Below are 26,024 nucleotides of genomic sequence, written 5' to 3'. Positions count from 1 at the left end.
TTTTGAAAATAAAATGATTGCTAAAGCGCCAGCCCGCGATTATGTTCAGAAAAAAGCGTTATGGCTGAGTAACTATGCTGAACAAACTCCACCAACAATTGATTCATTTGGTCTGTAGCGAGGAAGGCGCCAGCCGCGCTGACCTCGCCCGCCTGACGGGTATGAGTAAAGCGGCCATTGGTGCGCTGGTAAAAGAGATGCTGGCTGATGGTCTGCTACAGGAGAGCGATATGGCCGCTTCCGGCGGTCAGGGACGCCCCTCCGTCACCCTGTCCCTGGCGCCGGACGCTGCTTACGCCATCGGCATCTCACTTATCGATAATCAGCTTGTGTTGGTGCTGATGAATGCCAGCGGCGAGAAAATCGCCGAGCGCCTGCTCACGCCACAGCTTGAAATCCCCGACGTAATCCAGCAACTGGCGGGTGAAATCCGCAGTTTATTAAAGGATACGCTCATCGAGCACCAACGGCTCGTCGGCATCGGTTTTGCCCTGTCTGCCTTTGTGGACGCCGCGCAAGCGGTCTGCGTACAGTCGGCGCTGCTGGGCTGGCATCAGGTGCCGCTAGCTGAATTGTTAAGTCACGCGACCGGCGGGATCCCGGTATTTATTGAAAACGACACCCGGGCACTGGCGAACTGGGAGAAAACGTTTGGTCATCTGCGCAAGCTGGAGAGCGCAGTGGTGATTTCCCACGGCAGCGGCATCGGCAGCGCGGCGGTCATCTATGACCGAATCTGGCGCGGCGCCCACGGCGGCGCAGGCGAAATAGCCCATTGCACCATTGTGCCTGCAGGCACGCCTTGTCGCTGCGGGAAGCGCGGCTGTCTCGACACCATTGCGTCTCTCACCGCTATCTTTGAACAGGCGCGCATGGCCGGTATCAACACCGACCAACTGGATGAACTGGAGGCCATGGCGCGCAAGGGCCACACTGCCGCCATCCAGATCTTGCATCGGGCCGGTGACGCCTTAGGGTTGGCTATTTCACATCAGATCCAGACCCACGATCCGGCGGCGATCATGCTTGCCCATCAGCCGGAAAGCTTTAACGGTTTACTGAATACCGTGATGCAACAAGCTATAGAAACCAACCTGCTGCCGGGGATGGCGGGAAACACACCGCTTATCTATCGCCCGCTGACGCAGGACAGTTGGGCGCTCGCCGCGGCGAGCGTCGCGCTGACTCACGTTCTCTTCCCAGCCTAATTTCGAGGTCCCTATGCGCATTGCCGTTGGTGGAATACATATTGAATGCAGCACGTTTAACCCGGTACTGACTCATGAAGCAGAGTTTCGCACCGTCAAGGGCGATGCCCTGCTGGAGGCGCCCCACTTTCAGTTTTTACGTGATTATCCGGCGACGTTTCTGCCGACGCTGCACACCAGGGCGATTCCCGGCGGCCCGGTGGCGCGAGAGACCTATGAACAGTTCAAAGCTGAATTCTTAAGCCGTCTACAGGCGCAACTGCCGATCGACGGCCTGTACCTGGCGATGCACGGCGCAATGTTCGTTGAAGGTATGGAAGATGCCGAAGGAGACTGGGTCGCCGCCGCCCGCGCCTGCGTTGGCGATGACTGCCCGATTGCCGTCAGCTACGATCTACACGGTAACGTGACCCAGCGCATCATCGACGCCATCGACATCTACTCAACCTATCGCACCGCGCCGCATATCGATATCGAAGAGACCATGCGCCGTTCGGTCAGTATGCTGGTGAATAGTCTGCAAAGCGGCGTGCGCCCGGGCGTCGTGTGGGCGCCCATCCCGGTATTACTCCCTGGCGAGCGAACCAGTACAGAAGATGAACCGGCAAAAAGCCTGTACGCCATGCTGCCGCACAGCGACCAGATAGACGGCGTACTCGATAGCTCATTAATGGTCGGCTACGTATGGGCCGATGAACCGCGCGCCACCGCCGCGGCCATTTTTACCGGCACCGATCGCGCGGTACTGGAGCAACAGGCCGCAAAACTGGCGCAGGCCTATTGGGACGCGCGGGAAGATTTTGTTTTCGGCTGCCGGACGGGCGGCGTCACCGAATGCGTCGCTCAGGCTATCGCCAGCGCCACGGGCCCGGTGATCCTGGCGGATTCTGGCGATAATCCAACCGGCGGCGGCGTCGGCGATCGCGGCGATGTGCTCGCCGAACTGCTACGCCAGCAGGCGCAAAATACCCTGGTTGCCGGCATTACCGACGCGCCGGCGACGCGTGCGGCCTTTGAAGCCGGCATTGGCGCGGAACTACAGCTAACACTCGGCGCTAACCTCGATCCGGCGGGCGTCAGCGCAAGCGCGCGTTTTACCGTGACAGGCCTACTGGCGGCAAGCCCGCAGCGCCCGGCCAATCAGGCGATTTTGCAGACCGGCGGTATTACCGTGGTGGTGGCCGACCGTCGTCGTCCGTATCACGACATTGCCGACTTTAGCGCGCTAGGACTCGACCCGCGGCAGGTGAAAATTCTGGTGGTCAAATCCGGCTATTTATCGCCGGAACTGGCGCCGCTGGCCAATCCGAACCTGATGGCGCTCTCGGAAGGGGTCGTCGATCAGGATATTGAACGGGTGGCCCGCCGGCGAATGCTGACCCCGACCTGGCCGTTTACGCGTGACCTCGAATTCACTCCACAGGTGCGGGTTTCCGCCCGCGCGCCCTTTGCCACGGAGTCCTGAGTCATGAACCGGGAAACGCCTGCGCCAGTGCTGGCCGTCAACAATCTGAGCATCTCATTCCGCCACGGCGATAGCTGGCAGAAAGTGGTGCGTAATATCAGTTTTAGCCTTTATCCAGGTAAGACGCTGGCGATTGTCGGCGAATCGGGCTCAGGCAAAAGCGTGACGGCGATGGCCATCATGCGCCTGCTTTCTGCCCGCCATAGCCGTACCGAGGGACAGGTGTTGCTCGGCGGCCAATCCCTGCTCGAGCTTCCTGAAGAGGAGATGCGTCGTGTACGCGGCGCCGAGGTAGCGATGATTTTTCAGGAGCCGATGACCAGTCTTAATCCGGCATTTACCATCGGCAATCAGATAGCGGAAGTTTTTATCCGCCATCAGAGGTTATCGGTGCGCCAGGCGAAACAGGAGGCCATCGCCCTGCTGGAAAAAGTCCGCATTCCGCATGCCGCACAGCGTTTCGATGAATATCCGCATCAGTTTTCCGGCGGTATGCGCCAGCGCGCGATGATCGCGATGGCGCTGGCCCTGAAGCCTAAACTGCTGATCGCCGATGAACCTACTACCGCGCTGGACGTCACTATCCAGGGGCAAATCCTCGATCTGATTAAAACTCTGCAGGCAGAAAACAATACCGCAGTGCTGTTTATTACCCATGATATGGGCGTAGTCGCGGAAACCGCCGACGATACGCTGGTGATGTTCCGCGGCGACGCCATCGAATGCGAGCGCACAACGACGCTATTCGCCGCACCTCAACAGCCCTATACCCGCGCGCTGCTGGCCTCGGTACCTGCGGCAGGTGAAATGGATGTAAGCTCGACCCCTTGTAAATTTCCATCGGTGAACCTGCAAACCGGAGAAATTCATCGTTATCCGCCAGAAGCGGATCTCAGTCTGACCAGCAACGAACCTGTGCTGTCGGTCAAAAACCTGGTCACCCGTTTTCCCGTCAAAAAAGGCTTTTTCAATCAGTTAGCCGGGCATATCCACGCCGTAGAAAACGTCAGCTTTGATTTATGGCCCGGCGAAACGCTATCGCTGGTGGGCGAATCAGGCTGCGGTAAATCGACCACCGGTCGCAGTCTCATTCGCCTGGTCCAGGCGCAATCCGGCCATGTTCGCCTTAATGGCTATGACGTCCTGCAAGCCGGGCGCCAGCAGCAAAAGCGGATGCGTCAGGATATCCAGATGATATTTCAGGATCCGTTCGCCAGTCTGAATCCGCGGCTGAAAATCCAGGAAACGCTGATTGAACCGCTGCTGGAAAATGGCCTTGCCACCCGCCAGCAGGCGCTGGCGCGCGCCCATGAATTAATTGAAAAAGTGGGGCTCAACGTCGCGGTACTTAACCGCTATCCGCATGAATTTTCCGGTGGTCAGCGCCAGCGCATCTGCATTGCCCGCGCGCTGGCGATGAACCCCAAGGTGATTATCGCCGACGAGTCGGTGTCGGCGCTGGATGTGTCGGTCAAGGCGCAGGTGGTCAACCTGATTATCGAACTGCAACGAACGATGAAAATCGCCTTTCTGTTCATCTCGCATGATATGGCGGTGATTGAACGGATCAGCCACCGGGTGGCGGTGATGTATCTCGGTGAAATCGTCGAAATTGGCCCGCGGCAGGCCATTTTCGCCAATCCGCAGCACCCGTATACGCAAAAGCTGATTGCGGCGATCCCAAAGACCGATCCGTCTCGTCGCCATCTGTTGCGTGAAGCCAATAACGATGAACTGCCGTCGCCGTTTCGCGATAAAGACTGGCAGCCGCCGACCCGTCGCTACGAACAAGTCGGTAATCAGCACTGGGTAATGCGCTGAGCGGATTACCTTGAATAGACCGGTTTAACGCTCTACAGGCTGCGCTGAGCCGGTCCCCCTTCCCAAAAAGCGATGCTCCATCTCCCCTTTTAACTGGCAACGCATTTTTTGCTGTTTTTTGCGATTCACATTCTCACATCATGCTGTATTATGCAGGTTGTTGCAGTATTTTGCAGGAACAGCAATTATGCATAAAACCGCCCGACAACAGTTTTTGCTCGAACTACTGAGCGAAAACGGTCAAATTAGCATCAGCGAACTGGTTGAACGATTGCAGGTCTCACCCGATACCGTTCGCCGCGATCTAAGTGACCTGGAAAAACGCGGACTGGTGCAGAAAAACCATGGCGGCGCTATCGCCCTCGATCTTCCGGCCATGAATCGCCAGGGGCGCAACGCGCTGCTGCCGGAGACTAAACAACGCCTTGGCGCGCTGGTCGCCCGTGAGGTCCCACCGGGAGCAACGCTATTTTTAGACGCCGGCAGCACGGTACTGGCCGTCGCCGCTCATCTAAAAGGACCGCTGACGGTCATCACCCCTTCGCTGGATATTGCCCAACTATTTAGCGAACGGCCCGATATCGAGTTGGTTTTACTTGGCGGGAAATGGGATATGCGGCAGCGGCTGTTTGCCGGTAGCGCCACGCTGGCGCTGCTTTCTCGTTACCGCGCGGATATCGCCATTCTCGGCGCCTGCGCGATCCATGCGCGGCAAGGGCTTAGCGCCAGCCAGGAAGCGGATGCTGAAGTGAAACGCGCCATGCTGGCTGCCAGCGTCGAGCACTGGCTGGTGGCTGATCATCTGAAACTTAATCGCTGCGAGCCTTACCTGGTCGCCGAACTGAAACACATCGATCGTATATTCCTCGACAAGCCGTGGCACGCGCTTGGCGAAGACAATTCAATGCAGGTCAGCATTGCTGACGCTGAATAACGTGGAGAAAGTCATGCATAAAGTTATCAACGGCGCAGGTAAGCACATTAATATTGCGCTGATCGGCTACGGATTTGTCGGCAAAACGTTTCACGCGCCGCTCATTAATTCGGTCGAAGGGTTAAAGCTTGCCGTCGTCGCCTCCCGCGACGAAGCTAAAGTGAAGCAGGATCTGCCGGATGTCGCGGTCATCGCTTCGCCGGAAGAGGCCATTCAGCATCCGGACGTCGATCTGGTGGTACTCGCTTCGCCAAACGCCACCCACGCCCCGCTGGCTCGCCTGGCGCTCAATGCCGGTAAGCACGTAGTGGTAGATAAACCTTTTACTCTCGATATGCAGGAAGCGCGCGAGCTGATCGCGCTGGCGGAAGAAAAGCAACGGTTGCTTTCTGTCTTCCATAACCGCCGTTGGGATAGCGATTATCTCGGCATTAAGCAGGCCATCGAGCAGGGGCTGATCGGCAAGGTTAAGCATTTCGAGTCGCATATCGACCGCTTCCGCCCGCAGGTTCGCGTCCGCTGGCGCGAGCAGAATGTACCAGGTAGTGGCCTGTGGTTTGATATTGGCCCGCACCTGATCGACCAGACGCTGCAACTTTTCGGCCTGCCGCAAACTGTACAGGGCAATATTGCCACCCTGCGCCAGGGCGCGGAGATTAACGACTGGGCACATGTGGTACTGAACTATCCACAGCACAAAGTGATTTTGCACTGTAGCATGCTGGTGGCCGGCGGCGTCTCGCGTTTCACGGTCCACGGAGATAGCGGCAGCGTCGTGAAACTGAAAGCAGACCAGCAGGAGAGCCAACTGCTGGCAGGCGTCATCCCAGGGAGTGAAAGCTGGGGCCAGGATGACGACAGCATGACGTTGTTCGACGCCAGCCTGCAGGCGCACACGCTCGCCACGCCGAAAGGCGATCAGCGCCAGTACTATATTCAGGTTCGCGATGCCCTGCTGGGCAAAATTGCCAACCCGGTGCCTCCGCTACAGGCGCTGGCAGTGATGGCGGTGCTGGAAGCTGCCGTTGCCTCGTCAGAAAGCGGCAGCGTGCAGAAGCTGGCGTTAACCGCCAACGAACTGGCCGGGCTTCAGTAAGCTCTCCCTGGCGGCTGTCGTACTCTTCAGCCGCTACATATTCTCTTCTGCTGAAAACTCTCCCCAGGAAAATCTCTCTCGATCGCCAATTGGCTGCTGGAAATTTCCCACATTTGGGAGCAGGATATAATCAAATACCTGATTATTGTGGTACGCCCTTAGCTTCTGCGGACGCAGCCCGACACACTGGACAGGAGAATGTCATGTATTACACGTTAGGAGAAAAGACCCTCCACTTTTATCGCTATCAGTGCCGTTACTACGTCGCCCACTGGGACGGCGGCCATGTGATGACCGAGCAGTTCAAGCCGTTTATCGCCGGGATCAGCGAAAAGACCGGCCTGGAAGCAAAGCGTGTGGAAGCGGTCGCTCGCGACTACTTCACTAACGTGGATTAACTCTGACCGCTTCTTGTTGCCGTGGCCGTTGGCTGCGGCAACGCATTCCCCTCGGGTTAAATCCCGGCAGCCAAATGTCATCAATAACCATTTTTGAGCGCCCTCACGGTTCGCTTTCTCTCTTGTGGCAGTCTATATCTTATTCATCTTTATCGTGGGAGGAACAAGAATATGGGCAAGAAAATTTTAATGCTGGTGGGTGATTACGCTGAAGATTACGAGACCATGGTACCGTTTCAGGCATTACAGATGATCGGCCATCAGGTTGATGCCGTCTGTCCGGATAAGAGCAAAGGCGATTATATTATGACGGCGATTCATGATTTTGACGGCGCTCAGACCTACAGCGAAAAACCCGGTCACCGCTTCGTGCTGAACGCCGATTTTGCCAGCGCCAGAGAACAGGACTACGACGCCCTGTTGATCCCCGGCGGCCGCGCCCCCGAATATCTGCGCCTGAATGAGCAGGTAATTAAGCTGGTACAGGCTTTCGACGCCGCGCATAAACCGATTGCTGCCGTTTGCCATGGCCCGCAGCTTCTGGCCGCCGCGGGTATTCTTAAAGGCCGTACCTGTAGCGCTTACCCGGCTTGCGCTCCCGAAGTGCGACTCAGCGGCGGGCATTATGCGGATATTGGCATCGACCAGGCGCACGTTGACGGCAATCTGGTCACCGCCCCCGCCTGGCCCGCCCATCCGCAGTGGCTTGCTAAATTTGCCGAGGTGCTGCAGCGGTAAGCACCTTTGCCAGGGCTGGCGTCGCTACGCTACGAGATGCCTCAGCCCTTACGCCTTGCGCGAAGCTATTCCGGCGTTTTACTTTTCAGTAGCGCATAAGAGACTATCAGTTGTTGCAGGTGCTGTTCCGTCTGTTTTTGCTGCGCGGCACGGCTGATTTGTCCTTCTGTCATCGCTGACAGTTGGCGTAACTGTTCTTCAGCCGGGACGGTTCGATTAAAAGACTGAGTAATGGCGAACACCGCGGATTTCAGTTCACTAACCGTCATGTATTTGCCCTTCTGTTCATCAAGGGCATCCAGACGCTGAGTTAATTGCTGCAGTTGCTGCATTCCCTGATACCACCCGGTGAGATTTTCCGCCGGCAGCGCGGCGGCTATGATCTGCTGCCGCCACTGCGAGGACAATGCTTTCGCCTGCTCCGGCCATAGCACTTGTGCCTGTTGTACCAGTTGCTCGCTATAGTCGATGGCCCAATTCGGCTTGAGTTGAGCCAGATGTGTAAGCTGCTGCCGGGTCTGCTTTATCCCACTGTCTGCTGACGGTGCGTGCAGAGAAAAGGAGCGTAACTGATCTGGCGAAAGTACAGTCGGCAATGGCGCCAGACTGAGAGCGAATTGCCGCTGTTCCGGCTCTGGTTTAGCCATCGCCTGCCACCCCCATCCCGCCGCTGCGGCCAGCGCCAGCATCGTCAGCATACCGGCCACAAAAGGTCGCCATCGTTTTTCAGAATTCTGACGCTCATTGCCGGCTTGCACGTGTGGCAGCGTTTCCGGCGGCGCAATATAAATCCACTTCGTTCGCTCAACCCGCTCATCCAAATGGGTGGAAGCATTCTCCATCGCGACTACGTGCGGTAGGGTATCAGCGCTAGTTACGCCATCGCTGTTCTCCAGCCGTACCGCCGCGTTATGCATCAAATTGAGCAACGCATCAAACTGACTGGCATGCTTTAATTCCAGACGCTGCAGCGCAGCATCCAGCGCTTTCAGATGCGCTTCCGCCTCATAAATCAAACTAAGATCGGCATAGGTCAGCGTCAGCGTACGCAGCGCTTGCTGTAGCCGTTTACCCAAACCGCTGAGGATTTCCATCCGCGCGTGTACCGGCTGTGGCCAAAGGCTCCCCCACTGACGGGTAATCAGCGTTTCCAGGATAGCCAGGCCTTCATTCAGCCCGGATAAACCGGTTAACTGCGTACGGGCAAGCGTATACCAGGCCGCAGTCTGCAGCTCTACGCCGTTACGGTCAAACAGCGACAGACAAAGCCGTTCTGCGTACAGCCAGTCAACGTCGGGGCGCGCCGGGTGGCTGAGTTTATGCATTTCTTCACGCAGCTTTGCGTAGTCTGCCAGCGTGCGCGGATCGCCGCCGGTAGTCAGGTGACGCTTAGGATAAGTTGTCATAGGAGTAACCAGAGTGAGGGCTAAATAGCGGTGCGGGCATTCAGATACTGTTGCTGTTTCAGATGGCGAAGGAGAACCCTGCCTTCAGGCATAAATTCCGTGCCATAGCGTACCAGACCAATTTCCTTCAGTTCCGCGTCGATGGCATAACGCAGTTCGCCCGGCTGTGTCTGTTCGAGCATCTCCACACGGAGGCTCTTCAGCCGCGGTTCGTATTTGAGCAGTACCGCGGACAGCGTGGTCATTAACTGGTGCGCGCTACCCGGCATCCCCTGGAGAATTTTTGTCATATCCGGCAGACCGTAATCCGGAAGATGCGCCAGCGTACCCGCCCGGCAGTTGAGGATACGCTGCATATTATCAAGCACCGATAAAATGACCTGATTTTCTTCACCGATCTGATGCAGATCGAGACCGCCGGAGAAATTACCAAACAGGGTGTCGTAAAGTGAGGGGCGTGGCATTTTAGTTACCTTTTAACGGTTGCAGCGTCAGCCGGTTGTGACCGGCTTCGATAATATGCGGCTTGTCGGGGTCGAGGTCGTCGCGGGTCAACACTAACCGCCAGCTGTCCTTGACCCGATCCGGCGCGATAAACATCCCCGCCACCGCGACGTATTGCGCCGCCGTCTCCAGCGGCATATCCAGCGCCACGGATTCCCCCGGGCGTAGACGGATATCTTTTTGGGCCAGCCAATCGCTTGGTATTGCCCGGCTATCGTCAGCAAATAGCGAGGGATAATCGCTGGCGTCAAACGCTTTGCGCTCTTTGAGTTGGTAAATTCGCACTACGGTTGCCAATGACGCCCCTTGCGCATTGTGGTTCACCCCTTCCCGGGCCCGAATATCCAAATGCAGCGTTTTGATCTGTTTATAAAAAATAGCGTAGGTCACTGAGACGGCTCCATCTTTTACGCTCTGCGTCAGGCCGCAGCCGGTTAAGGCTGCAGTGAGAGTGATGGGCAGCAATGTGGCGCAATTTTTACCAGCGATAGTTGCCATCTTCATCGTTCTCCCTTCGGTGAATATTTTTCGGACGCGCTGATAACGCCCCAGATGAATGGTGATAATGTCAGTAGCAGGGTATTGCGCGTTAAGCGGGCGCAGTACCGCGGTCCGCCCTAACCGCGCCGCGTTTTTGGGTTGGCAAGAGCGTTGCGCAGCCGGTAATAAATGGCGGGCCACATACAGCTGTAGCCGTACATCCAAATGGGCGCCCAGCCAGGGCATTCAGCGTGGAGTCTGCGGTGTCGGACATACGATCTCCTCCTTGATATGTTTGAAAATAACGTTATCTGCTTTTTTATCCTCATCAGGATGAGGATGTATCGGGTATTTCGGATCTGCGCGACCGTAGCAGGAACGGACTATCCGCACCTTATCGCAGGGGAAAATATGCACATCAAAACCGCAGGCCTGCCCCTTCTCCCAGCGTTCAATGGGGACAGTAATCGGCCCATGTTTCTGATAGTGAGTCTCATAATCATCGGGCATCTCACTCGATTTCATCCAGGCATTAGGATCGGAGGTCCAGGTGATTTTTGCCGTCAGTCCCGGGCGCCAGACATCAGGCACCATCACGCAGCAGAATCCGCCACCGCCACCGTAGGGATTCGCCCTGGGCCCTCCGTAGCCATCAACCTGCACCGAAACGATGGCATCAGGTCCGTGGTTTAATACGGCTATATCAGCGCCGCTCATGCCGTCATGACTGTGATCGCGGCAGGCCGTCAATAGACAGAGAAAAACGGCGACCAGTACCGCCAGCCCTGTGGGCAAAATGCGGGTATGCTTTATCATTGATGTATCCTTACAAAAATAAAATAAAGTAATGAATTATTAAGAGATGACGTAATTACAGATTTTTATTTTTACGACGCCGTCCATAGTAATATGGTAATTAAAGTGTCAGGGAAGCAGTATTTTAAAAGCCTCGCTTTTTATATCGCGATATATTTTACCCAACACGCCCGATACCGTATTCAGATCTTTCATATCCGTTCGCGCCTGCACTAATATATCGCCAACATTAATATCTATAATCGCTTTTACCCGCTGACCAAATTGTTTCACCGAATCCCACGTATCGTCATCGTTATCGTAAATCGTCCGCGACGCAAAATAGCCGTGTGAAAACGAGGAGTGCAGCGGGTCGTGATTATATTTGGCCAGCGTGTCATGCACGTAGTTATCGTAAAAATCCAGCATCGTCGGCGAGCCCATCAGCGCCGCCCGCCGGGCATCGCCGCTTTTCTTGATCTGGATATATTCTGACTCCTGCGCCGCCACCAGCGGACCGCCAAGCTGGTTGGTCTGCGTGGTGGGGATCACATCCAGCAGCACCTGAGCCAGCAGCGCCACGATACCGGTATGGGCAAAGTCATAGCCCCACGCCGCGCGATCCAGCCGATCCTTATCGATAAACGGCACTTCACGCGGCCCTTCGTTTTCCGCGGGCGCCGCCGCCGACGGCAGCGCGCCGGACGATTCATTCAGCGCCTGCTGATAGAAAGGCTTGCGCTGATAATACTTATCGGCGTATTGCGGGCTGGCAAAGCGCTCGGTGCGCCAGGCGGTGATCCAGCTCAGCTGGTCCGCCAGCATCACCTCCAGCGCTTTGGCCTTCAGCGGCACATACACCGGATCCGGCAGCTTGCCCAGCGGGCCGTTCTCCGGCGGCTTCGCGGCGGTGGCCGCGGCTTTCGCCTTATCGCCATCCGCCTTGTCGTGAGCCGCCTTCAGCGCGGCGACCGGATCCCGGCCCTGGGCCACGGCGATGGCCACCACCTCCGCCTCGTTGACGGCCGGCGTTTCGGTCTTCGCCCCCGCCTGCTGCGCCCCGGCCTGCTGCCAGGCGTTAAACAGGGCGATCGCCTGGGCGGAGATTTTGAATTGTTTTAATACATCATTGGTCATTACCCGATACTTTTTGCCTTTGGCGCCGCCGGGCAATACTTCCTCAGGTACGCTCAGCGGCGCCCCGGCATCGAAGGCGGCGGCATACATATCGTGCAGCACAATCTTTGACAGCAGGCTGGCGGCATCGGTCTGCACTTTGCCGAGTTCCGTGGGTTTACAGTCGCCGCCAACATCGGCATGCATCCCGGGATAGACCACCTCCACCGCTCCCGCCGGGTATTTACCGTCCGGACCGCGAATGGAGTCCAGCGGCAGGTCGCCGTGCTGCTCGTGGCCGGCGACAAAGTGGTAGCAGCTTTTTAAGAAGCCTTTGGTGGTCGGCAGCCGCAGGTTGTTGGCCGCCCAGCCCAGATGCCCGGTGGCCGACGGCAGGATATGCGGCACGCCAACCGCGGAGACCGTATCCAGCAGCCCCATAAACTCGATACTGATGGGGATGCCCAGCAGGGTCGGGCCGCCTGGCACCCCGGTCCCCGCCGGCAGCATATTTGTCGCATCGAGCGGCATTTTAGCGTCATCAAGCAGCGACTCCAGCCCGCGGGCGAAGGCGCGAGCGGTGGCGGCCCCCCGGCAGTAGCCGTAGACGAACAGCTTGATTTTGGCGATGCGCCGCTGCGAGCGCTGGATATGCAGCCGCGTCGGCTGCCGTGGCCACTGGTTGACCACGCACCCCAGATGGTTGTTGCAGAACTCATCCAGCGCGCTTTTACGGTTGAACTTCTGGGTCAGCCGCGAGAAGGGCCAGACGGTGGCCATCTGTGGCCGAAAGGTATCCAGCTCGCTGTCCTCGATCCTTTCCTTTCTCACCGCATAACAAATGCTGCTGTAGGTTTTAAGCAGCGCCTGGTTGATACGGTCCTCACCGCCGTTGGCAAACAGCTCGCCGTCCAGCGAGTATTCGTTCTCGCCAATCTCCGGAAAGCGCGCGCCACAGCCGGGAAAGTAGTAGCTGAAGTAACCGTCACTCTCCGCTGCTTCCTTCTGATCTTTCCAGTTGGCTGCATGATAGAGGCGGCCGATATTAGTCAGCGGCGGGTTACGCGAGCCATACACCTCATCGGCCCCCTTTTCATTACAGCAGGTACCGTCAAAGAACAGGCTGATATGCAGGCTGGCGGGACAGCCCGGCTCCGTTTTTTTGTCCGATTGATGATCGGACTCCCCGACATAACCCTCCAGATACTGCCTGGCATAGTTGCCTTCGGTCTGCGTTCTGCTCGCCGGCAGGCGGCCGCGCTCGTTGTATTCGGCTTTCTGCTGCGTGGAGTTATCCGCCGGCGTTTTCTCCTTTTCATCATCCGGCCCGGGAAACTTCGGCGGTAAGCTGGCCGCTTCCGCGGTGGAGGTTTTGACCGCGACCGGGGTGGCGCCGGTCTGAAAGGCGGCAATAAGCGCCTTCAGGGCATTCAGCGTGGACTCTGCGGTGTCGGACATACGATCTCCTCCTTGATATGTTTGAAAATGATCTTATCCGCTCGTTGCTCCCAGTCAGGAGGAGACTGGGGTACCGGGTAGCCCGGCTGCCCAGGCGGGATGCAGGAACGCACTATCCGCACTTTATCGCAGGGGAAAATATGCACATCAAAGCCACAGGCCTGCCCCTTCTCCCAATGTTCGATAGGGACAGTAATCGGCCCATGTTTCTGATAGTGAGTTTCATAATCGTCCGGCATCTCACTCGATTTCATCCAGGAGTTAGGGTCGGAAGTCCAGGTGATTTTTGCCGTCAGGCCCGGTCGCCAGTCGTTGGGCACCATCACGCAGCAGAAGCCGCCGCCGCCGCCGTAGGGATTCGCCCTTGGCCCGCCGTAGCCGTCAACCTGCATAGAAACAATGGCGTCTGGACCGTGGTTATAGACATTTATATCAGCGCCGCTCATCCCGTCGCGACTGTGATCGCGACAGGCCGTCAGCAGGCAGAGAAAAACGGCGGCCAGCACCGCCAGCCCGCCGGGCAAAATACGGATATGCTTTATCATTGATGTGTCCTTACAAATACAAAGTGATGACTTATTAATAAATGGCGTAATTAAATGCTTGTATTTATGCTAATAGATGAACCTCTATATATAACTGATGATGATATTTGTAGCGGTCAATGAATATTGGCCACGATAAATATTCTCAGCAGTTATTTCATATCCGTTCGTGCGTGTATTAATTATTTCGCCGATATTAAGTTCAATAATTGTTTTACTCGCAGGCCCGGCAGGACGCTATTATCGTAAAAATCCAGCATCTGCGGCGAACCCAGCTGCGCCACGATGCCGGTGTGGGCAAAGTCATAGCCCCACGCTCTGCGCAGGCGGCGCAGCAGACGGTATTTTTCGGCCCCAGCGGGCGGGAATATATCTCCAGCCCGGCAGGCACCGTTTCCGCCATCTTCATCGTCGGTAGTTCCGGCGTCAGCGCCACCACCGATAGCCACGGAATGGTGCGCAGATAGTGCGGCCACAGCATGCTAACCAGCCCTTCGGTAAGCTCAGGCAGGTCGTCATCAATCTTTTCCCGCAAGCGCTCCATGGAAAAAGCAACCCCTTCAAACAGACGCTCTACGTAGGGATCCGGCGTACCGGCTTTGTCGAGATCCAGCATCGAAATAGCGCAAGGTTAAATCATCGATCGTATGCTATCCGTTACTCGTCCATGACGATCATCAGGCGTTTAAACGCACAGCACCGCCGCGCGGGCGGGGTCAATAGCAATCAGGTCCGCCAGCAAACGGTCCATCTGCGACTGCAGACGAGCTCTTTCCGTTTCGCTGCGTCCGGCCTTACCGCGCAACAGCCGCAGATGACGCGCTCGGACTTCAAACAGTAGTTCCGGTTCCCATTGCGCCAGTGACAGCGTGGCTGCCAGCACGTCCAGTTCCGCCAGCAGATGTTGCGCCAGTTCGTTTTTCCCGCTCTGCTCGGCAATCCGCGCCATCAATAATCGCAGTAACCAGCGGCTTCTGGGGGTGGTGATACCCGGACGATGTTGCAGCCAGGTCAGCGCCGCCTCAGCGCCATCGCTGTCGACCAGAGCCAGCGCCTCCGGCTCTAACTGAAGGATGTTGTCGTCGCCGGAAGCGGTGACGGCGCGGGAAGCGGTGTCGTCCAGCCAGATGGTTGCATTATCCAGCACCTGTTGCTGTATCCAGTTCAGCGTCACCTCATCGGCAAACGGCGTACCATCGTTAAACGCCAACCCTTCCAGGCCGATCAAACGTGCCAGCAGTCCTTGCAGATCATGCTGAATAATAGCGGCCTGCGCGTCGCGCCCGGATTTCAACAGCGCCTGGTGAACATACCACTGCAGATCCAGCCACAGATGGTTTGCGCCGCGGGAAAACATCTCGCTGGCCTGCTCGAGTAATTCCATCCAGCTCTGTTGGAGATACAGCCTTTTCAGCAGCGCCCGCTGGTCCGGTTTTGGCGGATCAATACGAGTTCTGCCGCCCGCCAGTAACGGCGGCAACTGATGCAGCGTATCATGGCGAATGCTCTTTATCAGGTGATGGGCAGAGAGCCAGCCATCCGGCTGGTCGCTGAGATACTTTGCCAGCACCCGCGCCTGCGTCAGCAGCTCCTGACCAGAGGTGATACCGCTGAGCACTGGCGCGCTGCCCCCCACCGCCGCTAGCGGCGCATCGCTGATATTCTGCGGGACCACAGCTTCTGGCCCGCCGGATTTCATTAACCGGGTTTCGAGGGCGGCGCACAACGCGCCGGGGACCGCCCCTTCTTGCGTCTGCTCCATGATCAGCAACGCGCCGGTGATACGTAGCGCATCGCTGTTGCATACCTCCGGGTATAACGACAGGCTGTCGAGCATGCGCTGGCTCGCCAGCCAGTCAAGGGCAGCTCTCCTGCTGCGATCCCGCTGCGGGTGTAGACTCACGCCAAAACGCTGCATTAATCCAGCCAGTAATTCCAGCCCATCAGCCAGACCCGCTTCGCCATCGCGGTGCAGGCGGGCCCAGGCGTAGTATGAGGCGACGCGGATATCCTGAGTGACGGTGGTCAGCAGCTTTTCCGCAAGCTGACAAATCAGATCGGTATTGGCGCCGGATAGCTTATTCACTTCTTCGCGCATCAACTGGAAATCATCGTCATAGCCGGGATCATCGCCCGTTGGTTGCTCGGCCGTGACCGGCTGCAGCCAGTTTTCCCACAGCAGCAAACGCTGCTGGGTCTGTGCGGCCAGCGCTTCCGGCGCTACCTGGCTCGCACTAATCAATGTATGAACTGATGCCATTAATAAAGATCCTCCCTGCGCTGTTCACTCTCCGCCTCGCAGCCCCATACGGACTCCGCCCCGCTGTCGCTCATTCCCGACGGGCTGTTGACGGGGAGTGTCTTACCAAATATCAACGCGCGCTGCGCATCGGCGAAATTCACCACTTCGCTCTGCGCCTCTTCCTGCAGGGTGAAATAATAGAATATGCCGACTTCAGCCAGCAGGCGCTGAATAAACGCCAGGTCGCTCTCGCGATACTGGTTTATCTGTTCGCGTTTTGGGTAGCTTTGCTTGAGATTAAATTCATATTCCCAACCATGCAGGTTATGCTCCTGCGGTTGTGTTGCGCTCACGGCCCAACGAACTCATCCAGGTCATATTTTTTCTCCATAAGACCGCAATGCCCTGCAGATAGTGTTCTGCTTGCCCATCGCCCGCGCCATCCTGTACCGGGATGGCGTTGACGCTAAGATATCCTCATCAGGAGTGGCTAAATTCCATGACCACGCCGCCTTCTTCATCGACATCCAGAGAAAGGCTCTGCGGCTTCAGCCCTGCCGCCAGATGGCTCAACAGTTGCTGACTCAGCACTGGTAGAATTTGTTGATTAAGCAGGCTGTCAATGTTACGCGCGCCGGTATCCGGCAGCAGGCAGGCGTCCGTCAACGCATCGTACAGGCCTTCGGCAATATCGGTTGTCATACCGTAATGACGATACAAACGCTGGCTGACCTGGTTGAGTTTCATGTTGACAATTTTGCGCATCGCCGGCTGGCTGAGCGGCCGGTAAATAATGGTCTGGAAACGCGCGAGCAGCGCTGGTTGAAAATGTTCTCGCAGCACCGGCCGCAACAGGTCATGTAAATCGGATTCTGTCGCTTCCGGATGTTCCTTCAGCATCTGCATCAGCCGATCGCTGCCGAGGTTTGAGGTCATCAGGATCACCGTATTACGGAAGTCGATTTCGCGTCCTTCGCCATCGCGCATAAAGCCACGGTCGAACACCTGGTAGAATAAATTCATCACATCGCGATGCGCTTTTTCCACTTCATCAAGCAGGACCACGCTGTACGGACGTTTGCGTACCGCTTCGGTGAGAATCCCCCCCTGACCGTAGCCGACATAACCGGGAGGCGATCCTTTCAGTTGGGACACCGTATGCGGCTCCTGATATTCGGAAAGATTGATGGTAATCAGCGATCTTTCACCACCGAACAGTTCATCAGCCAGCGCCAGCGCGGTTTCCGTTTTTCCAGTACCGCTCGGACCGACAAGCAGAAATACGCCCTGCGGGCCGTTATCCGGTGCAAGCCCGGTTTTGGTCGCCCGCAGTCTCTGGGCAATGGCGTTTAGCGCCATATCCTGCCCCACCACTCGTTTATCCAAATGAAATTCGAGACTCAGCAGTTCCGTCTGCTCGTCCTTCAGCAATGAAGAGAGCGGTACCCCGGTCCAGTCGGCAATCACCGTTGCTACGGTACGTAAATCGACATCCAGCCCCAGCAGCGGATGGTTATTCTGGACGCTGGCAAGTTGGCTCTGTAATTCACCGATCTCCTTGCGGCGGGAAGGATCGGCTCGGCAGCTCAGCAGTTGCTCGGTCAGCTTAAGTTCCAGGCCGTACTGCGTTTCCAGGTCATCAAGCTGTAAAATAATACGCGATTCTTCCAGCTCAATTGCCGCCAGCCGCGCTTCGTCGCTACCGCTACCGACCATGGCATCTTCCAGTAGCGCCTGTTTTTCCATTTCCAGCGCCGTGATTTGCGCTTTCATACGCGTCAACAATTCCGGCACCGTATCGATTCCCATGCGAATGCGGGCCGATGCGGTATCCAGTAGGTCCACCGCTTTATCTGGCAACTGGCGACCGGTGAGATAGCGTCGGGAAAGTGTCACGGCGGCGCGAATGGCTTCATCGGTGATATGTACCCCGTGATGATGAGCATAGCGAGATTTCAGCCCGCGCAGCATCAGACAGGCGGTGTCATCGTCCGGTTCGTCGACTTTGACCATCTGGAAGCGGCGCTCCAGCGCGGCATCACGCTCGAAGTACTGCTTATACTCACTCCAGGTCGTGGCGGCGATAGTTCGCAGTTCGCCGCGCGCCAGGGCCGGTTTGAGCAAATTAGCGGCATCCGCGCCACCGGCCTGGTTGCCTGCGCCGATGATAGTATGAGCTTCATCGATAAACAGCAGCACCGGGACAGGCGACTGCTGTACCGCTTCGATAATGTTCTTAAGCCGCTGTTCGAATTCCCCTTTGACGCCTGCGCCGGCCTGCAGTAAGCCGAGATCCAACGTACGCAATGAAACCGGCTTCAGACTGTCCGGCACATTGCCCTCCACGATACGCAACGCCAGCCCTTCGACCAGCGCGGTTTTGCCGACACCGGGTTCGCCAACCAGGATTGGGTTGTTTTTTCTCCTGCGCGACAGGATATCCACCATTTGACGGATTTCGTTATCGCGACCATAGACCGGGTCGATTTTGCCTTCACGGGCACGCGCAGTGATATCAAGAGTAAATTTATCCAGCGCGTTCTGTAACGCAGGGGTCATCTCAGCGGACTTCACAGCCGATTCCACGGGGCGGCCGACAAACTCCACATCGCCAGCGTGGCCAGGCTCATCTGGCTGTAATTCCGGGCGCTCATCAGACTGCATATCTAATAATGGTCGCAGGTGTTCAAGCTGCGCTTGTCCCAACGTTAACAGCGGCCACAGACTGTCACAGCGCACCCGCGTTGGGTTGCTGACTAACGCCATCAGTAGATGAACACTGCGTAGAGAGGTCTCCCCCGCCAGTGAAGCCCTTAACCACGCCTCCTGCATCAGGCTCTGGATGCTGCCGGACAGCTGCGGCCGGCTGTGTACCGAACGTGGAAGCGTTTCCAGAAAAGAGAGCAGATCCTGCCAGATAGCGTCCATATCCCACTCATAACGCCGCGCTAAAACGGTCAGGTCTCCCTCGCCCTGCTCCAGTAGTTTTAGCAGCCAGTGTTCTGGAAGGATTTGCGCATGCGCGCGGGCCTGACACAGCGAAGCGGCGCCTTCCAGGGCGCGGGCGCAGTAAGAGTTTAAACGGCGTAACAGGATGGCTGGGTTTTCCATGAGGCTCTCTCTTTGTCGATTCCGGACACGCTACCGCCCATCGCCGTTTCCCGTGATGCAGGAGACCAAAGCGCGCAAGGTCGGGCAGGCTGATTGTTTTTTGCTAAAAGCCAGCGGTCACAGGCGCTTAGCAAAAAAGCAGACGGCGAACCGCCTGCTTCGGGCGTCAGGCTGTCGTTCGTTCATTCCATGAATCGGAATGAATGATGTTGCCGTCTTTATAGGTCCAGGTGATTTTTTCGTAGCGCAGTTCAATCTGCTCAAGATGGCTGTGCTTCTCGTAGGCTGGGTTCTTGATGTCGTGCATCAGCGGATTGACCTTCACCACTTTCACGTTTTCCAGTTTGGTGTTGAAGTATTCCACTTCCTGACCAGCATCATTGATTTTGTACCACTTGAACTCAGCAGACTTCAGCGTCTGGCCGGTGGTCACCGCCTTGTAGAGATAGGGGCTTGAGGAGTCGATTTCCTTAGTAAACAGAAACGGCGTGTGGATACGCGTGCCGGTTAGCTTTCCGGTGTTGTTGTCGGTCGGGATGTACAGGTTATGCTCCTGCGCCACCACTTCGATGCTGCCTTCACGATCCTTCACATCCACGGAACCTTTAATGTCCGCCCCGCCGTCGTCTTTCAACCACAAATAGACTGGTATTGCCATGTTAATTACTCCATTTCATTTTTTAACACGCCATCATCCTGAGATGGCGCGGGTGTGTTGTCTGTCGCCAGACAGGCTGTAGCCTGTCGAGCCAGACGACCTGGATAGTGACAGGCGTGTTACCCTTTCGCCTTCGGCATCTGGCTAACCAGAGACAAATTGACGTCCATGCCTTCCACCTGGAAGTGCGGCACCGCGTACAGCTTGACGCGGAAGAAGCCTGGATTATCCTCGATATCTTCCACTACCACTTTCGCATCACGCAACGGATGTGAGGCCTGCAGTTCGTCACCCGGATCGGTCATTTCCGTAACCAGGCCACGAACCCAGGTATTGAGCTCCAGCTCAAGCAGGCGACGATCTTTGGTGGTGCCGATGTTCTCGCGTTGGATCAGTTTCAGGTAGTGGGCGATGCGCGACAGCAGGAAGATGTACGGCAGGCGGGCGTTGATACGGCTATTGGCTGTCGCATCCGCGGTGTCGTACAGCGCGGGTTTCTGAGTTGAGTTAGCCGAGAAGAAGCAGGCGTAGTCACGGTTCTTATAATAAGACAGCGGAATGAAGCCCAGATTGGCGAATTCGAACTCACGGGTTTCCGGGATCATCACCTCGGAAGGGATTTTCACCTGATTTCCGGTGCCGAGATCATAGAGGTGAATGGGAAGATCTTTCACCGCGCCGCCCGCCTGCGGGCCGCGGATTTGCACGCACCAGCCGTTTTGAATAAAGCTGCGTACCATGTTCGAGGCGAAGGCGAATGACGCGCTGGTCCACAGATACTTTTCGTGATCCGGCCCTTTTACCTGCTCAATGTAGTTAAAGCTGCGCACCGGAACCGTGTCCGGCCCATACGGCAGACGGCCCAATACCCGTGGCATGACCAGACCGATATAGCGCGAGTCATCGGTATCGCGGAACGATTTCCATTTAATGTACTCAGCGCGATCGAAATAGTTGCCGATATCTTTAATCGCCGCGACTTCCTCCATTGAATCCTTGAGGAAAAATTTCGGCCCTACGGCGCCGATAAATGGCATATGCGCCGCAGCGGAGACTTTCGAAATATTACGCAACAGCGCCATGTCCTGCGGGCTGGCGTCAAACTCGTACGCTGAAATTACCGAGCCTATCGGCTCGCCGCCGGGGGTGTCGTATTCGGCGGTGTAAGTATGCCAGTACAGGCCGCTCTGTATCAGCTCTGGCGCATCTTCAAAATCCTGACGTAAATCGTCTTTGGACACATCGAGGATTTCGGTTTTCACGTTCTGGCGATAGTCGGTGTTATCTACCAGTTGCTTCAGGCCGCGCCACAGAGATTCCACCTTCTGGAACTCCGGGTGATGCATAACAGCATCGAGTTGACGGCTTATACGGAAATCCAGCTCCGCGATGTGGTGGTCAATAAGCGTTTTATCGAGTTTCTCCACCTGCTGACCGGATTGACGAATGCAGTCCATAAAAACCTGCATCGCCGCGGTCAGGCGTTCCCCCGCCGTGGCCTCTGATAGCGCCGCATCGTCCAGAAAGACATTAATATCGCCAAGGCTTGATGCCGGGCTCAGATTGATTTTTTCAAACAGAGAAGCGTAAACGCTTTCTTTGTTCATTACGGTGGTTTGCCCCTGCGCGGGGTTCGTTTCAGTATTTACAGACATCAGCATATTCCCGGTTAATCCATTAAAAGAGATGACCGCCGTTTACTTCCCGGCAAGGGCACTCATTTCGGCGCGTAATTCGCTGGACAGAGCTGGATCTTTAAGGATTCTCTCAAGCTCTTTTCTGAAAGTAGCGTTATCTAGCAGGTTCGATTTGAGATCGCGTAATAAATTACGCATCGCCAGCATGGCGCGGAGTTGAGGGATTTGCCGGGCAACCTGTTCGGGCTCAAAGTCTTTTATATCGGAAAAACGCAGTTTAACATTGTCTTCTGAGTTATCACTGGCCAGAGTATTCTCAACGGTGAGATTGATCTCTGGGTTAAATTCAGAAAGTACGCTATTAAAATTATTCTTATTGATATCTATTTTCTGGCGCTCGGCCAATGGTCGATGCTCTTTTCCATTACTGAAATCACCAACGGTGAGCAATTTAAGCGGTAGTTCAACCTTCTTCTGCGCCCCCCCGGTATGTAAGGATAATTTTAAATTAATACGTGCCTTCGGCACCTCATTCTGGAATGAATCAGCCATAGCGGTCCCTTTTCCTTAAGGAATGATTGTGGAGTAAATTTCGTTTTATTCACAACGTTATGTTTAAAGAAACCAGGGCAATATATCAACCAGCAGATACGAAGATCCAGAGATAACGAGTCATTTAATTGGCATAGATCAATATCGCTGGTAAGCAATAATTTCAACCAATAACTCATGCAATCTCAACACGACAACCAATATGTAATTTACTCAATCACAGATGGAAACTATTTAAATATTATAAATTCAACTTTCAGCGTCGAAATAAACTCATTCCTTTTAATAAATGAATTATTAAAAGGAAGTATTAATAGAGACGTTAATAAAATAGCATTCTGGGCGCCAAAAACTACCAGACTGGCATAGGCCAGTCTGGTATTCCCGTAAACGCATTCTCTCAGAACCACGCCTCAAACATACCGCCGATGTTCAGCGAATCCAACCGCTCGTCGCTGGTGCCGTCTACTTTCGCGGTGTGCTCGTTATTCACCTGGCCGCCGGTAACATAGAAGCGCAGCATCGGGCGGAACTCCGGACCCATGCCGATGGCGATGTTCTGCGACAGCGTCAGCTTCCAGCCGTGGTTATCCCCGCCCTGGTCGTAGTCAACGCGCTGGTAGCCCGCTTCCAGCCAGGTCGAGTGCACATCGTTCCAGAAGTACATTGGCCGGACGATCGCGCCGTAGTTTTTACGGTTGTCGGTATTATCCTTGCCGTTGTCGTAGTCGTGGAAGGCCAGCAGATACTCGATCTGCGCCTGCTGGGTGAACTTATGGCTGCCCTCGAAGCTGGCGTAGACCGTGGTCAGGTCGTCGGTTTTGTTATAGACGCTGTTATCCGAGTTATCGGAGTAGCGCAGGATCACCTTATTCACCCCGCTGTCGTTGCTATGGCTCAGCACCAGCCCGCCCTGCCAGGCATCGAGGCGCGCGTCGCTGTCCACCGCTTTTGAGTCAAAGCCGTAGTTGGCGTACACCTCGACGTCGATCGGCCCGGCCTTGATGTTGTGGGTTTTGGTGGTCAGCGCGTAGTGGCCGTTGTCGCCGGTATCGGAGCTGCCGGTACAGGTGATGCGCGACGGGTTGGTCTCATCGGCCATCACTTCCGGGCTACAGGATTTCACCTGCGACACCGTCGCCACGTCGAACTGCACGCCGCCGATATCGAAGTTCTTCACCCCCGCGCCCTGACCGTCGTGGTTCATCCAGAAGTAGTCGTTGATCCCCTGTTGCGGGCGCTGGTGGAAATCGCGGCCGGCCCAGATATAGGCGTTGGGGTTGGATTCGAGGACGTTGGTGACGCCGACGTAGGCTTTTTTCAGGTTAACCTCGTCGCTCCAGTGGTCAAACATGACGTTGAGATCCCAGATGGCCCCCTGCGCGCTTTTGAACGCTTTGCTGATCTGGAATTCGCCGCCGTTGCTTTCGTTACCGAGACGGCCAATCGCCGAGGCACCGTTATAGGAGCCGTCGACGCCGACATATTTCTGGTCGCCGGTCTGGAAATGGGCGCCATAGCGGGCGTAGCCGCTAAATTTCAGGCCGAAAGGGATCGCCAGATCCGGCGAAGCGGCGGTGGTTTGCGGGTTGGTCATCACGTCGACCTTTTTATCGGCCGCAGCGTCGATTTTAGCCTGGCGGTCGGCCAGCGCTTTATCGACGGCTTTCGCGACGATGGCGTCGATCTGTTCCTGGGTAAATTCTTGGGCTATTACAGAGGTAAACGGAGAAAACGCGGCGATAACCGCCATAGTTAATGGAAGCTTTCTAATCATTGTCATCATTATCTCAATAGAGGTTAATTTTATTCAGACAATAACAACCTTACTCTGGCTACGCAGAATATGTCGCTACTGTGAGAACAATTTATTTTTATTTTGTACCGTTACAGAGGTTTTAAATTAGTATCGTAATTCTTTCTCCACAATCGAAATTAATGATTAGCGCTGATAGAAAATCATCGCCACAGTGATTCTGCCGCGTGGGCATCATTATATGGTGAGTAAAACCCTTGATAGTTATCCGCCTAAACTAAGATGGCATAATACCTCCGACATTGGTGAATGTAAGAAATGTAACAACTATGACACATCCTGTATTCTATAAACCGGTTGCTCAATTACGATATTTCACTCAGCGATTGAGAAAACACTCAAATGTGAGCCACCTCGCAAATATTACTTTCAAATATTTAATGCGAGAAAATCCATATAGAGTACATAGATTGTGTCAAGTGGCTGTTGCTCTGAGGATCACAGAAGTAAAAAAACATAATTAATTAATTTAAAAACGTAATAGATTCTTCGAGATCATTTGTGTCAGAAAGTGTTTCACACTCACACAACAAACCGGAGTCTACTCAGAATGGGTAAAAAAATAATGCAAAGTCGCAATGATGAATATCATAAGTTAACTCGTGGGGAACGTATCGGCTACGGGATGGGCGATTTTGCGCAAAACCTGGTTTTCGGCACAATAGGCGGCTTTCTTGCTCTACATATGTTGACGGTGAATACGATCAGTACAGCCACTGCGGGGTTCATTTTTCTTTTTGTACGAATAATCAATGTGTTTTGGGATCCGATGGTTGGAACCTATGTAGACAAAAGGACGTCAGTCGCCGGTAAATACCGTCCCTGGTTGTTAAGAGCCGGCGTGCCGCTGGTGATCCTTTCCGCTTTGCTTTTTGCACCCATTCCTGGCGTGAGAGGTTCCGTACCGTTCGCCTTTATCATTTATTTAGCGCTGGATTTAGTCTACTCCCTGGTGAATATCCCTTATGGTTCTCTTAATGCCTCACTGACAAGAGATCCGGAATCTATTGATAAATTAACCAGTACGCGAATGATGCTGGCTAATAGCGCCAATCTTCTGGTGTATACCCTTTTTCCGATGTTCGTGCAAATGGCCTCACCAAAAGACCGTAGCCTGAAGGATACCGGTTTTTTTGGCATAGAACTCAATCTGGGAAACTATACCGATCCATCAGCAAATTACGCCTGGTTCGGCGTCTACTCCGTGTATATGTTATTAGGTGCGGTGGCACTTTTCATTTGCTATAAATTCACTAAAGAACGCGTTGTTGCGACCGTGGAACAGACCGCCAACGTTAAAACAACCGATCTGTTCCTTGAACTTAAAAATAATCGTCCACTCGTCATTCTTGGATTGTTTTTCATGCTGGCCTTTACCTTCATGTTCTTTATGAACACGGTTAACGGCTTTTTCAATCAGTATGTTGTTGGTCACTCCGAATGGATGGGCGCCGTTGGGCTGGTCGCCTCTATACCCGGCATTGCGTTCCCCATATTTTGGCCAAAACTAAAAAAGATTTTTGGTAAAAAAGGCTTCTTCCACATTTTCCTGGGAATGTTTATTGCTGGTGAATTATTAACTTACGTCTGGTCGCGTGAAGGCATGCACGATGCGCTGTGGCTTGCTTACATCGCCACATTCATTAAACAGTGGGGCTTAACCTCAGCCACCGGATTTATGTGGGCGCTGGTTCCTGAAGTTATTGCTTATGGTGAATTAAAGTCTGGTAAGCGAAATGCAGCAATTATTAATGCCATTATGGGCCTGTTTTTCAAGATTGGCTTTACCATTGGCGGCGCCATTCCTCTGTGGCTGCTGGCCGTCTATGGATTTAATGAAACCGGCGCGCAGCAAAGCGCGAACGCTATCGATGGGATTATGATGACAGCGGTCTGGATCCCCATCGCCTTAGCGATTGTAGCAATGATCGTCATGCAAATTTATCCCATCTCAGACAAACACGTCAGCGACATTAACCGCCAGCTTGATGAGATTCGGGTGTAAATCCAATACAGAGTAAACTTTAAATTTATAAAGGTGTAA

20 protein-coding genes and 2 pseudogenes are annotated in these 26,024 nt (G+C 55.0%); 8 read left to right on the top strand and 14 right to left on the bottom strand.

Annotated elements, in window-relative coordinates; translation table 11 throughout:
- Positions 1 to 74 precede the first annotated feature (74 nt).
- The 7 genes from ABLV07_RS11485 (at position 75) to ABLV07_RS11455 (ending at position 7,660) form a co-directional block, all read left to right on the top strand.
- Positions 75 to 1,208 carry an ROK family transcriptional regulator gene (locus tag ABLV07_RS11485; protein WP_015705629.1) on the top strand — a complete coding sequence of 378 codons (1,134 nt, stop codon included), beginning with the start codon at positions 75 to 77 and terminating at the stop codon, positions 1,206 to 1,208.
- A 13-nt stretch (positions 1,209 to 1,221) separates the two neighbouring features.
- The gene (locus ABLV07_RS11480; RefSeq protein ID WP_320896786.1) at positions 1,222 to 2,673 is read left to right on the top strand and encodes a M81 family metallopeptidase; all 1,452 of its coding nucleotides are present in this window, start codon (positions 1,222 to 1,224) and stop codon (positions 2,671 to 2,673) included.
- 3 nt (positions 2,674 to 2,676) lie between these two features.
- Positions 2,677 to 4,494, top strand: coding sequence for an ABC transporter ATP-binding protein (locus ABLV07_RS11475; protein ID WP_126033178.1), 1,818 nt, complete (start codon positions 2,677 to 2,679; stop codon positions 4,492 to 4,494).
- Between the two features lie 187 nt (positions 4,495 to 4,681).
- The gene (locus ABLV07_RS11470; protein WP_180236780.1) at positions 4,682 to 5,428 is read left to right on the top strand and encodes a DeoR/GlpR family DNA-binding transcription regulator; all 747 of its coding nucleotides are present in this window, start codon (positions 4,682 to 4,684) and stop codon (positions 5,426 to 5,428) included.
- 13 nt (positions 5,429 to 5,441) lie between these two features.
- The gene (locus ABLV07_RS11465; protein ID WP_015705632.1) at positions 5,442 to 6,524 is read left to right on the top strand and encodes an oxidoreductase; all 1,083 of its coding nucleotides are present in this window, start codon (positions 5,442 to 5,444) and stop codon (positions 6,522 to 6,524) included.
- Positions 6,525 to 6,727: 203 nt separating this feature from the next.
- On the top strand, positions 6,728 to 6,922 hold the full coding sequence (locus tag ABLV07_RS11460) for a hypothetical protein (RefSeq protein ID WP_015366303.1): 195 nt from the start codon (positions 6,728 to 6,730) through the stop codon (positions 6,920 to 6,922).
- A 171-nt stretch (positions 6,923 to 7,093) separates the two neighbouring features.
- Positions 7,094 to 7,660 carry a DJ-1/PfpI family protein gene (locus ABLV07_RS11455; RefSeq protein WP_015366302.1) on the top strand — a complete coding sequence of 189 codons (567 nt, stop codon included), beginning with the start codon at positions 7,094 to 7,096 and terminating at the stop codon, positions 7,658 to 7,660.
- Positions 7,661 to 7,725: 65 nt separating this feature from the next.
- On the opposite strand, the gene ABLV07_RS11450 is transcribed toward ABLV07_RS11455, so the two are convergent.
- The 14 genes and pseudogenes from ABLV07_RS11450 to ABLV07_RS11385 all read right to left on the bottom strand — a co-directional run bounded on the left by ABLV07_RS11450 (position 7,726) and on the right by ABLV07_RS11385 (position 23,947).
- Positions 7,726 to 9,066: a VasL domain-containing protein gene (locus tag ABLV07_RS11450; RefSeq protein ID WP_320896785.1), complete on the bottom strand. Its 1,341-nt coding sequence runs from the start codon at positions 9,064 to 9,066 to the stop codon at positions 7,726 to 7,728.
- A 20-nt stretch (positions 9,067 to 9,086) separates the two neighbouring features.
- Positions 9,087 to 9,530 (bottom strand): type VI secretion system baseplate subunit TssE, encoded by a 444-nt coding sequence (gene tssE / locus ABLV07_RS11445; protein WP_020078623.1) that lies wholly within the window; start codon positions 9,528 to 9,530, stop codon positions 9,087 to 9,089.
- 1 nt (position 9,531) lies between these two features.
- Positions 9,532 to 10,068, bottom strand: coding sequence for a type VI secretion system lipoprotein TssJ (gene tssJ / locus ABLV07_RS11440; RefSeq protein WP_175879567.1), 537 nt, complete (start codon positions 10,066 to 10,068; stop codon positions 9,532 to 9,534).
- Positions 10,069 to 10,296: 228 nt separating this feature from the next.
- On the bottom strand, positions 10,297 to 10,866 hold the full coding sequence (locus ABLV07_RS11435) for a DUF3304 domain-containing protein (protein WP_213194032.1): 570 nt from the start codon (positions 10,864 to 10,866) through the stop codon (positions 10,297 to 10,299).
- 108 nt (positions 10,867 to 10,974) lie between these two features.
- Positions 10,975 to 13,419 (bottom strand): DUF2235 domain-containing protein, encoded by a 2,445-nt coding sequence (locus tag ABLV07_RS11430; RefSeq protein WP_348861445.1) that lies wholly within the window; start codon positions 13,417 to 13,419, stop codon positions 10,975 to 10,977.
- Positions 13,392 to 13,964 (bottom strand): DUF3304 domain-containing protein, encoded by a 573-nt coding sequence (locus tag ABLV07_RS11425; protein WP_015705641.1) that lies wholly within the window; start codon positions 13,962 to 13,964, stop codon positions 13,392 to 13,394. Before ABLV07_RS11425 ends, ABLV07_RS11430 begins: the two co-directional genes overlap by 28 nt.
- Positions 13,965 to 14,298: 334 nt before the next feature.
- A pseudogene (locus ABLV07_RS11420) lies at positions 14,299 to 14,577 on the bottom strand (type VI secretion system baseplate subunit TssF); the annotation flags it as partial.
- 72 nt (positions 14,578 to 14,649) lie between these two features.
- Complete coding sequence (gene tssA / locus ABLV07_RS11415) at positions 14,650 to 16,224, bottom strand: type VI secretion system protein TssA (RefSeq protein ID WP_015705644.1); 1,575 nt, start codon at positions 16,222 to 16,224, stop codon at positions 14,650 to 14,652.
- Positions 16,225 to 16,265: 41 nt separating this feature from the next.
- Positions 16,266 to 16,541 (bottom strand): annotated as a pseudogene (locus ABLV07_RS11410) (phage late control D family protein); the annotation flags it as partial.
- 145 nt (positions 16,542 to 16,686) lie between these two features.
- A complete protein-coding gene (gene tssH, locus ABLV07_RS11405) occupies positions 16,687 to 19,317 on the bottom strand; it encodes a type VI secretion system ATPase TssH (protein WP_348853417.1) in 2,631 nt (876 codons plus the stop codon).
- Between the two features lie 166 nt (positions 19,318 to 19,483).
- Entirely contained in the window at positions 19,484 to 19,975 is a 492-nt protein-coding gene (gene hcp, locus ABLV07_RS11400) for a type VI secretion system effector Hcp (protein ID WP_015366299.1), read from the bottom strand.
- Between the two features lie 119 nt (positions 19,976 to 20,094).
- A complete protein-coding gene (gene tssC / locus ABLV07_RS11395) occupies positions 20,095 to 21,630 on the bottom strand; it encodes a type VI secretion system contractile sheath large subunit (RefSeq protein WP_045389761.1) in 1,536 nt (511 codons plus the stop codon).
- A 42-nt stretch (positions 21,631 to 21,672) separates the two neighbouring features.
- Positions 21,673 to 22,164 (bottom strand): type VI secretion system contractile sheath small subunit, encoded by a 492-nt coding sequence (gene tssB / locus ABLV07_RS11390; RefSeq protein ID WP_045363134.1) that lies wholly within the window; start codon positions 22,162 to 22,164, stop codon positions 21,673 to 21,675.
- A gap of 400 nt (positions 22,165 to 22,564) precedes the next feature.
- The gene (locus tag ABLV07_RS11385; protein ID WP_020078619.1) at positions 22,565 to 23,947 is read right to left on the bottom strand and encodes a carbohydrate porin; all 1,383 of its coding nucleotides are present in this window, start codon (positions 23,945 to 23,947) and stop codon (positions 22,565 to 22,567) included.
- Between the two features lie 598 nt (positions 23,948 to 24,545).
- Between ABLV07_RS11385 and ABLV07_RS11380 the strand changes: the two genes are divergently transcribed.
- The gene (locus ABLV07_RS11380; protein WP_172614025.1) at positions 24,546 to 25,985 is read left to right on the top strand and encodes an MFS transporter; all 1,440 of its coding nucleotides are present in this window, start codon (positions 24,546 to 24,548) and stop codon (positions 25,983 to 25,985) included.
- The last annotated feature ends 39 nt before the right edge of the window (positions 25,986 to 26,024 follow it).

This window comes from Klebsiella sp. CN_Kp097 (assembly GCF_040064495.1).
In the GTDB taxonomy this organism is placed as follows: domain Bacteria; phylum Pseudomonadota; class Gammaproteobacteria; order Enterobacterales; family Enterobacteriaceae; genus Klebsiella; species Klebsiella aerogenes.
Note: the sequence above shows the minus strand (reverse complement) of the source record. Positions and strands in the feature narration are given on the sequence as shown.

Bases quoted from the DNA above. Each gene is read 5' to 3' on its own strand.
- tssA (WP_015705644.1), bottom strand. From the start codon at position 16,224: ATGGCATCAGTTCATACATTGATTAGTGCGAGCCAGGTAGCGCCGGAA.
- ABLV07_RS11425 (WP_015705641.1), bottom strand. From the start codon at position 13,964: ATGATAAAGCATATCCGTATTTTGCCCGGCGGGCTGGCGGTGCTGGCC.
- ABLV07_RS11430 (WP_348861445.1), bottom strand. From the start codon at position 13,419: ATGTCCGACACCGCAGAGTCCACGCTGAATGCCCTGAAGGCGCTTATT.
- ABLV07_RS11380 (WP_172614025.1), top strand. From the start codon at position 24,546: ATGCAAAGTCGCAATGATGAATATCATAAGTTAACTCGTGGGGAACGT.
- tssJ (WP_175879567.1), bottom strand. From the start codon at position 10,068: ATGGCAACTATCGCTGGTAAAAATTGCGCCACATTGCTGCCCATCACT.
- ABLV07_RS11450 (WP_320896785.1), bottom strand. From the start codon at position 9,066: ATGACAACTTATCCTAAGCGTCACCTGACTACCGGCGGCGATCCGCGC.
- hcp (WP_015366299.1), bottom strand. From the start codon at position 19,975: ATGGCAATACCAGTCTATTTGTGGTTGAAAGACGACGGCGGGGCGGAC.
- ABLV07_RS11485 (WP_015705629.1), top strand. From the start codon at position 75: ATGCTGAACAAACTCCACCAACAATTGATTCATTTGGTCTGTAGCGAG.
- tssE (WP_020078623.1), bottom strand. From the start codon at position 9,530: ATGCCACGCCCCTCACTTTACGACACCCTGTTTGGTAATTTCTCCGGC.
- ABLV07_RS11475 (WP_126033178.1), top strand. From the start codon at position 2,677: ATGAACCGGGAAACGCCTGCGCCAGTGCTGGCCGTCAACAATCTGAGC.
- ABLV07_RS11480 (WP_320896786.1), top strand. From the start codon at position 1,222: ATGCGCATTGCCGTTGGTGGAATACATATTGAATGCAGCACGTTTAAC.
- ABLV07_RS11455 (WP_015366302.1), top strand. From the start codon at position 7,094: ATGGGCAAGAAAATTTTAATGCTGGTGGGTGATTACGCTGAAGATTAC.
- tssH (WP_348853417.1), bottom strand. From the start codon at position 19,317: ATGGAAAACCCAGCCATCCTGTTACGCCGTTTAAACTCTTACTGCGCC.
- ABLV07_RS11465 (WP_015705632.1), top strand. From the start codon at position 5,442: ATGCATAAAGTTATCAACGGCGCAGGTAAGCACATTAATATTGCGCTG.
- ABLV07_RS11435 (WP_213194032.1), bottom strand. From the start codon at position 10,866: ATGATAAAGCATACCCGCATTTTGCCCACAGGGCTGGCGGTACTGGTC.
- ABLV07_RS11460 (WP_015366303.1), top strand. From the start codon at position 6,728: ATGTATTACACGTTAGGAGAAAAGACCCTCCACTTTTATCGCTATCAG.
- ABLV07_RS11385 (WP_020078619.1), bottom strand. From the start codon at position 23,947: ATGACAATGATTAGAAAGCTTCCATTAACTATGGCGGTTATCGCCGCG.
- tssB (WP_045363134.1), bottom strand. From the start codon at position 22,164: ATGGCTGATTCATTCCAGAATGAGGTGCCGAAGGCACGTATTAATTTA.
- ABLV07_RS11470 (WP_180236780.1), top strand. From the start codon at position 4,682: ATGCATAAAACCGCCCGACAACAGTTTTTGCTCGAACTACTGAGCGAA.
- tssC (WP_045389761.1), bottom strand. From the start codon at position 21,630: ATGTCTGTAAATACTGAAACGAACCCCGCGCAGGGGCAAACCACCGTA.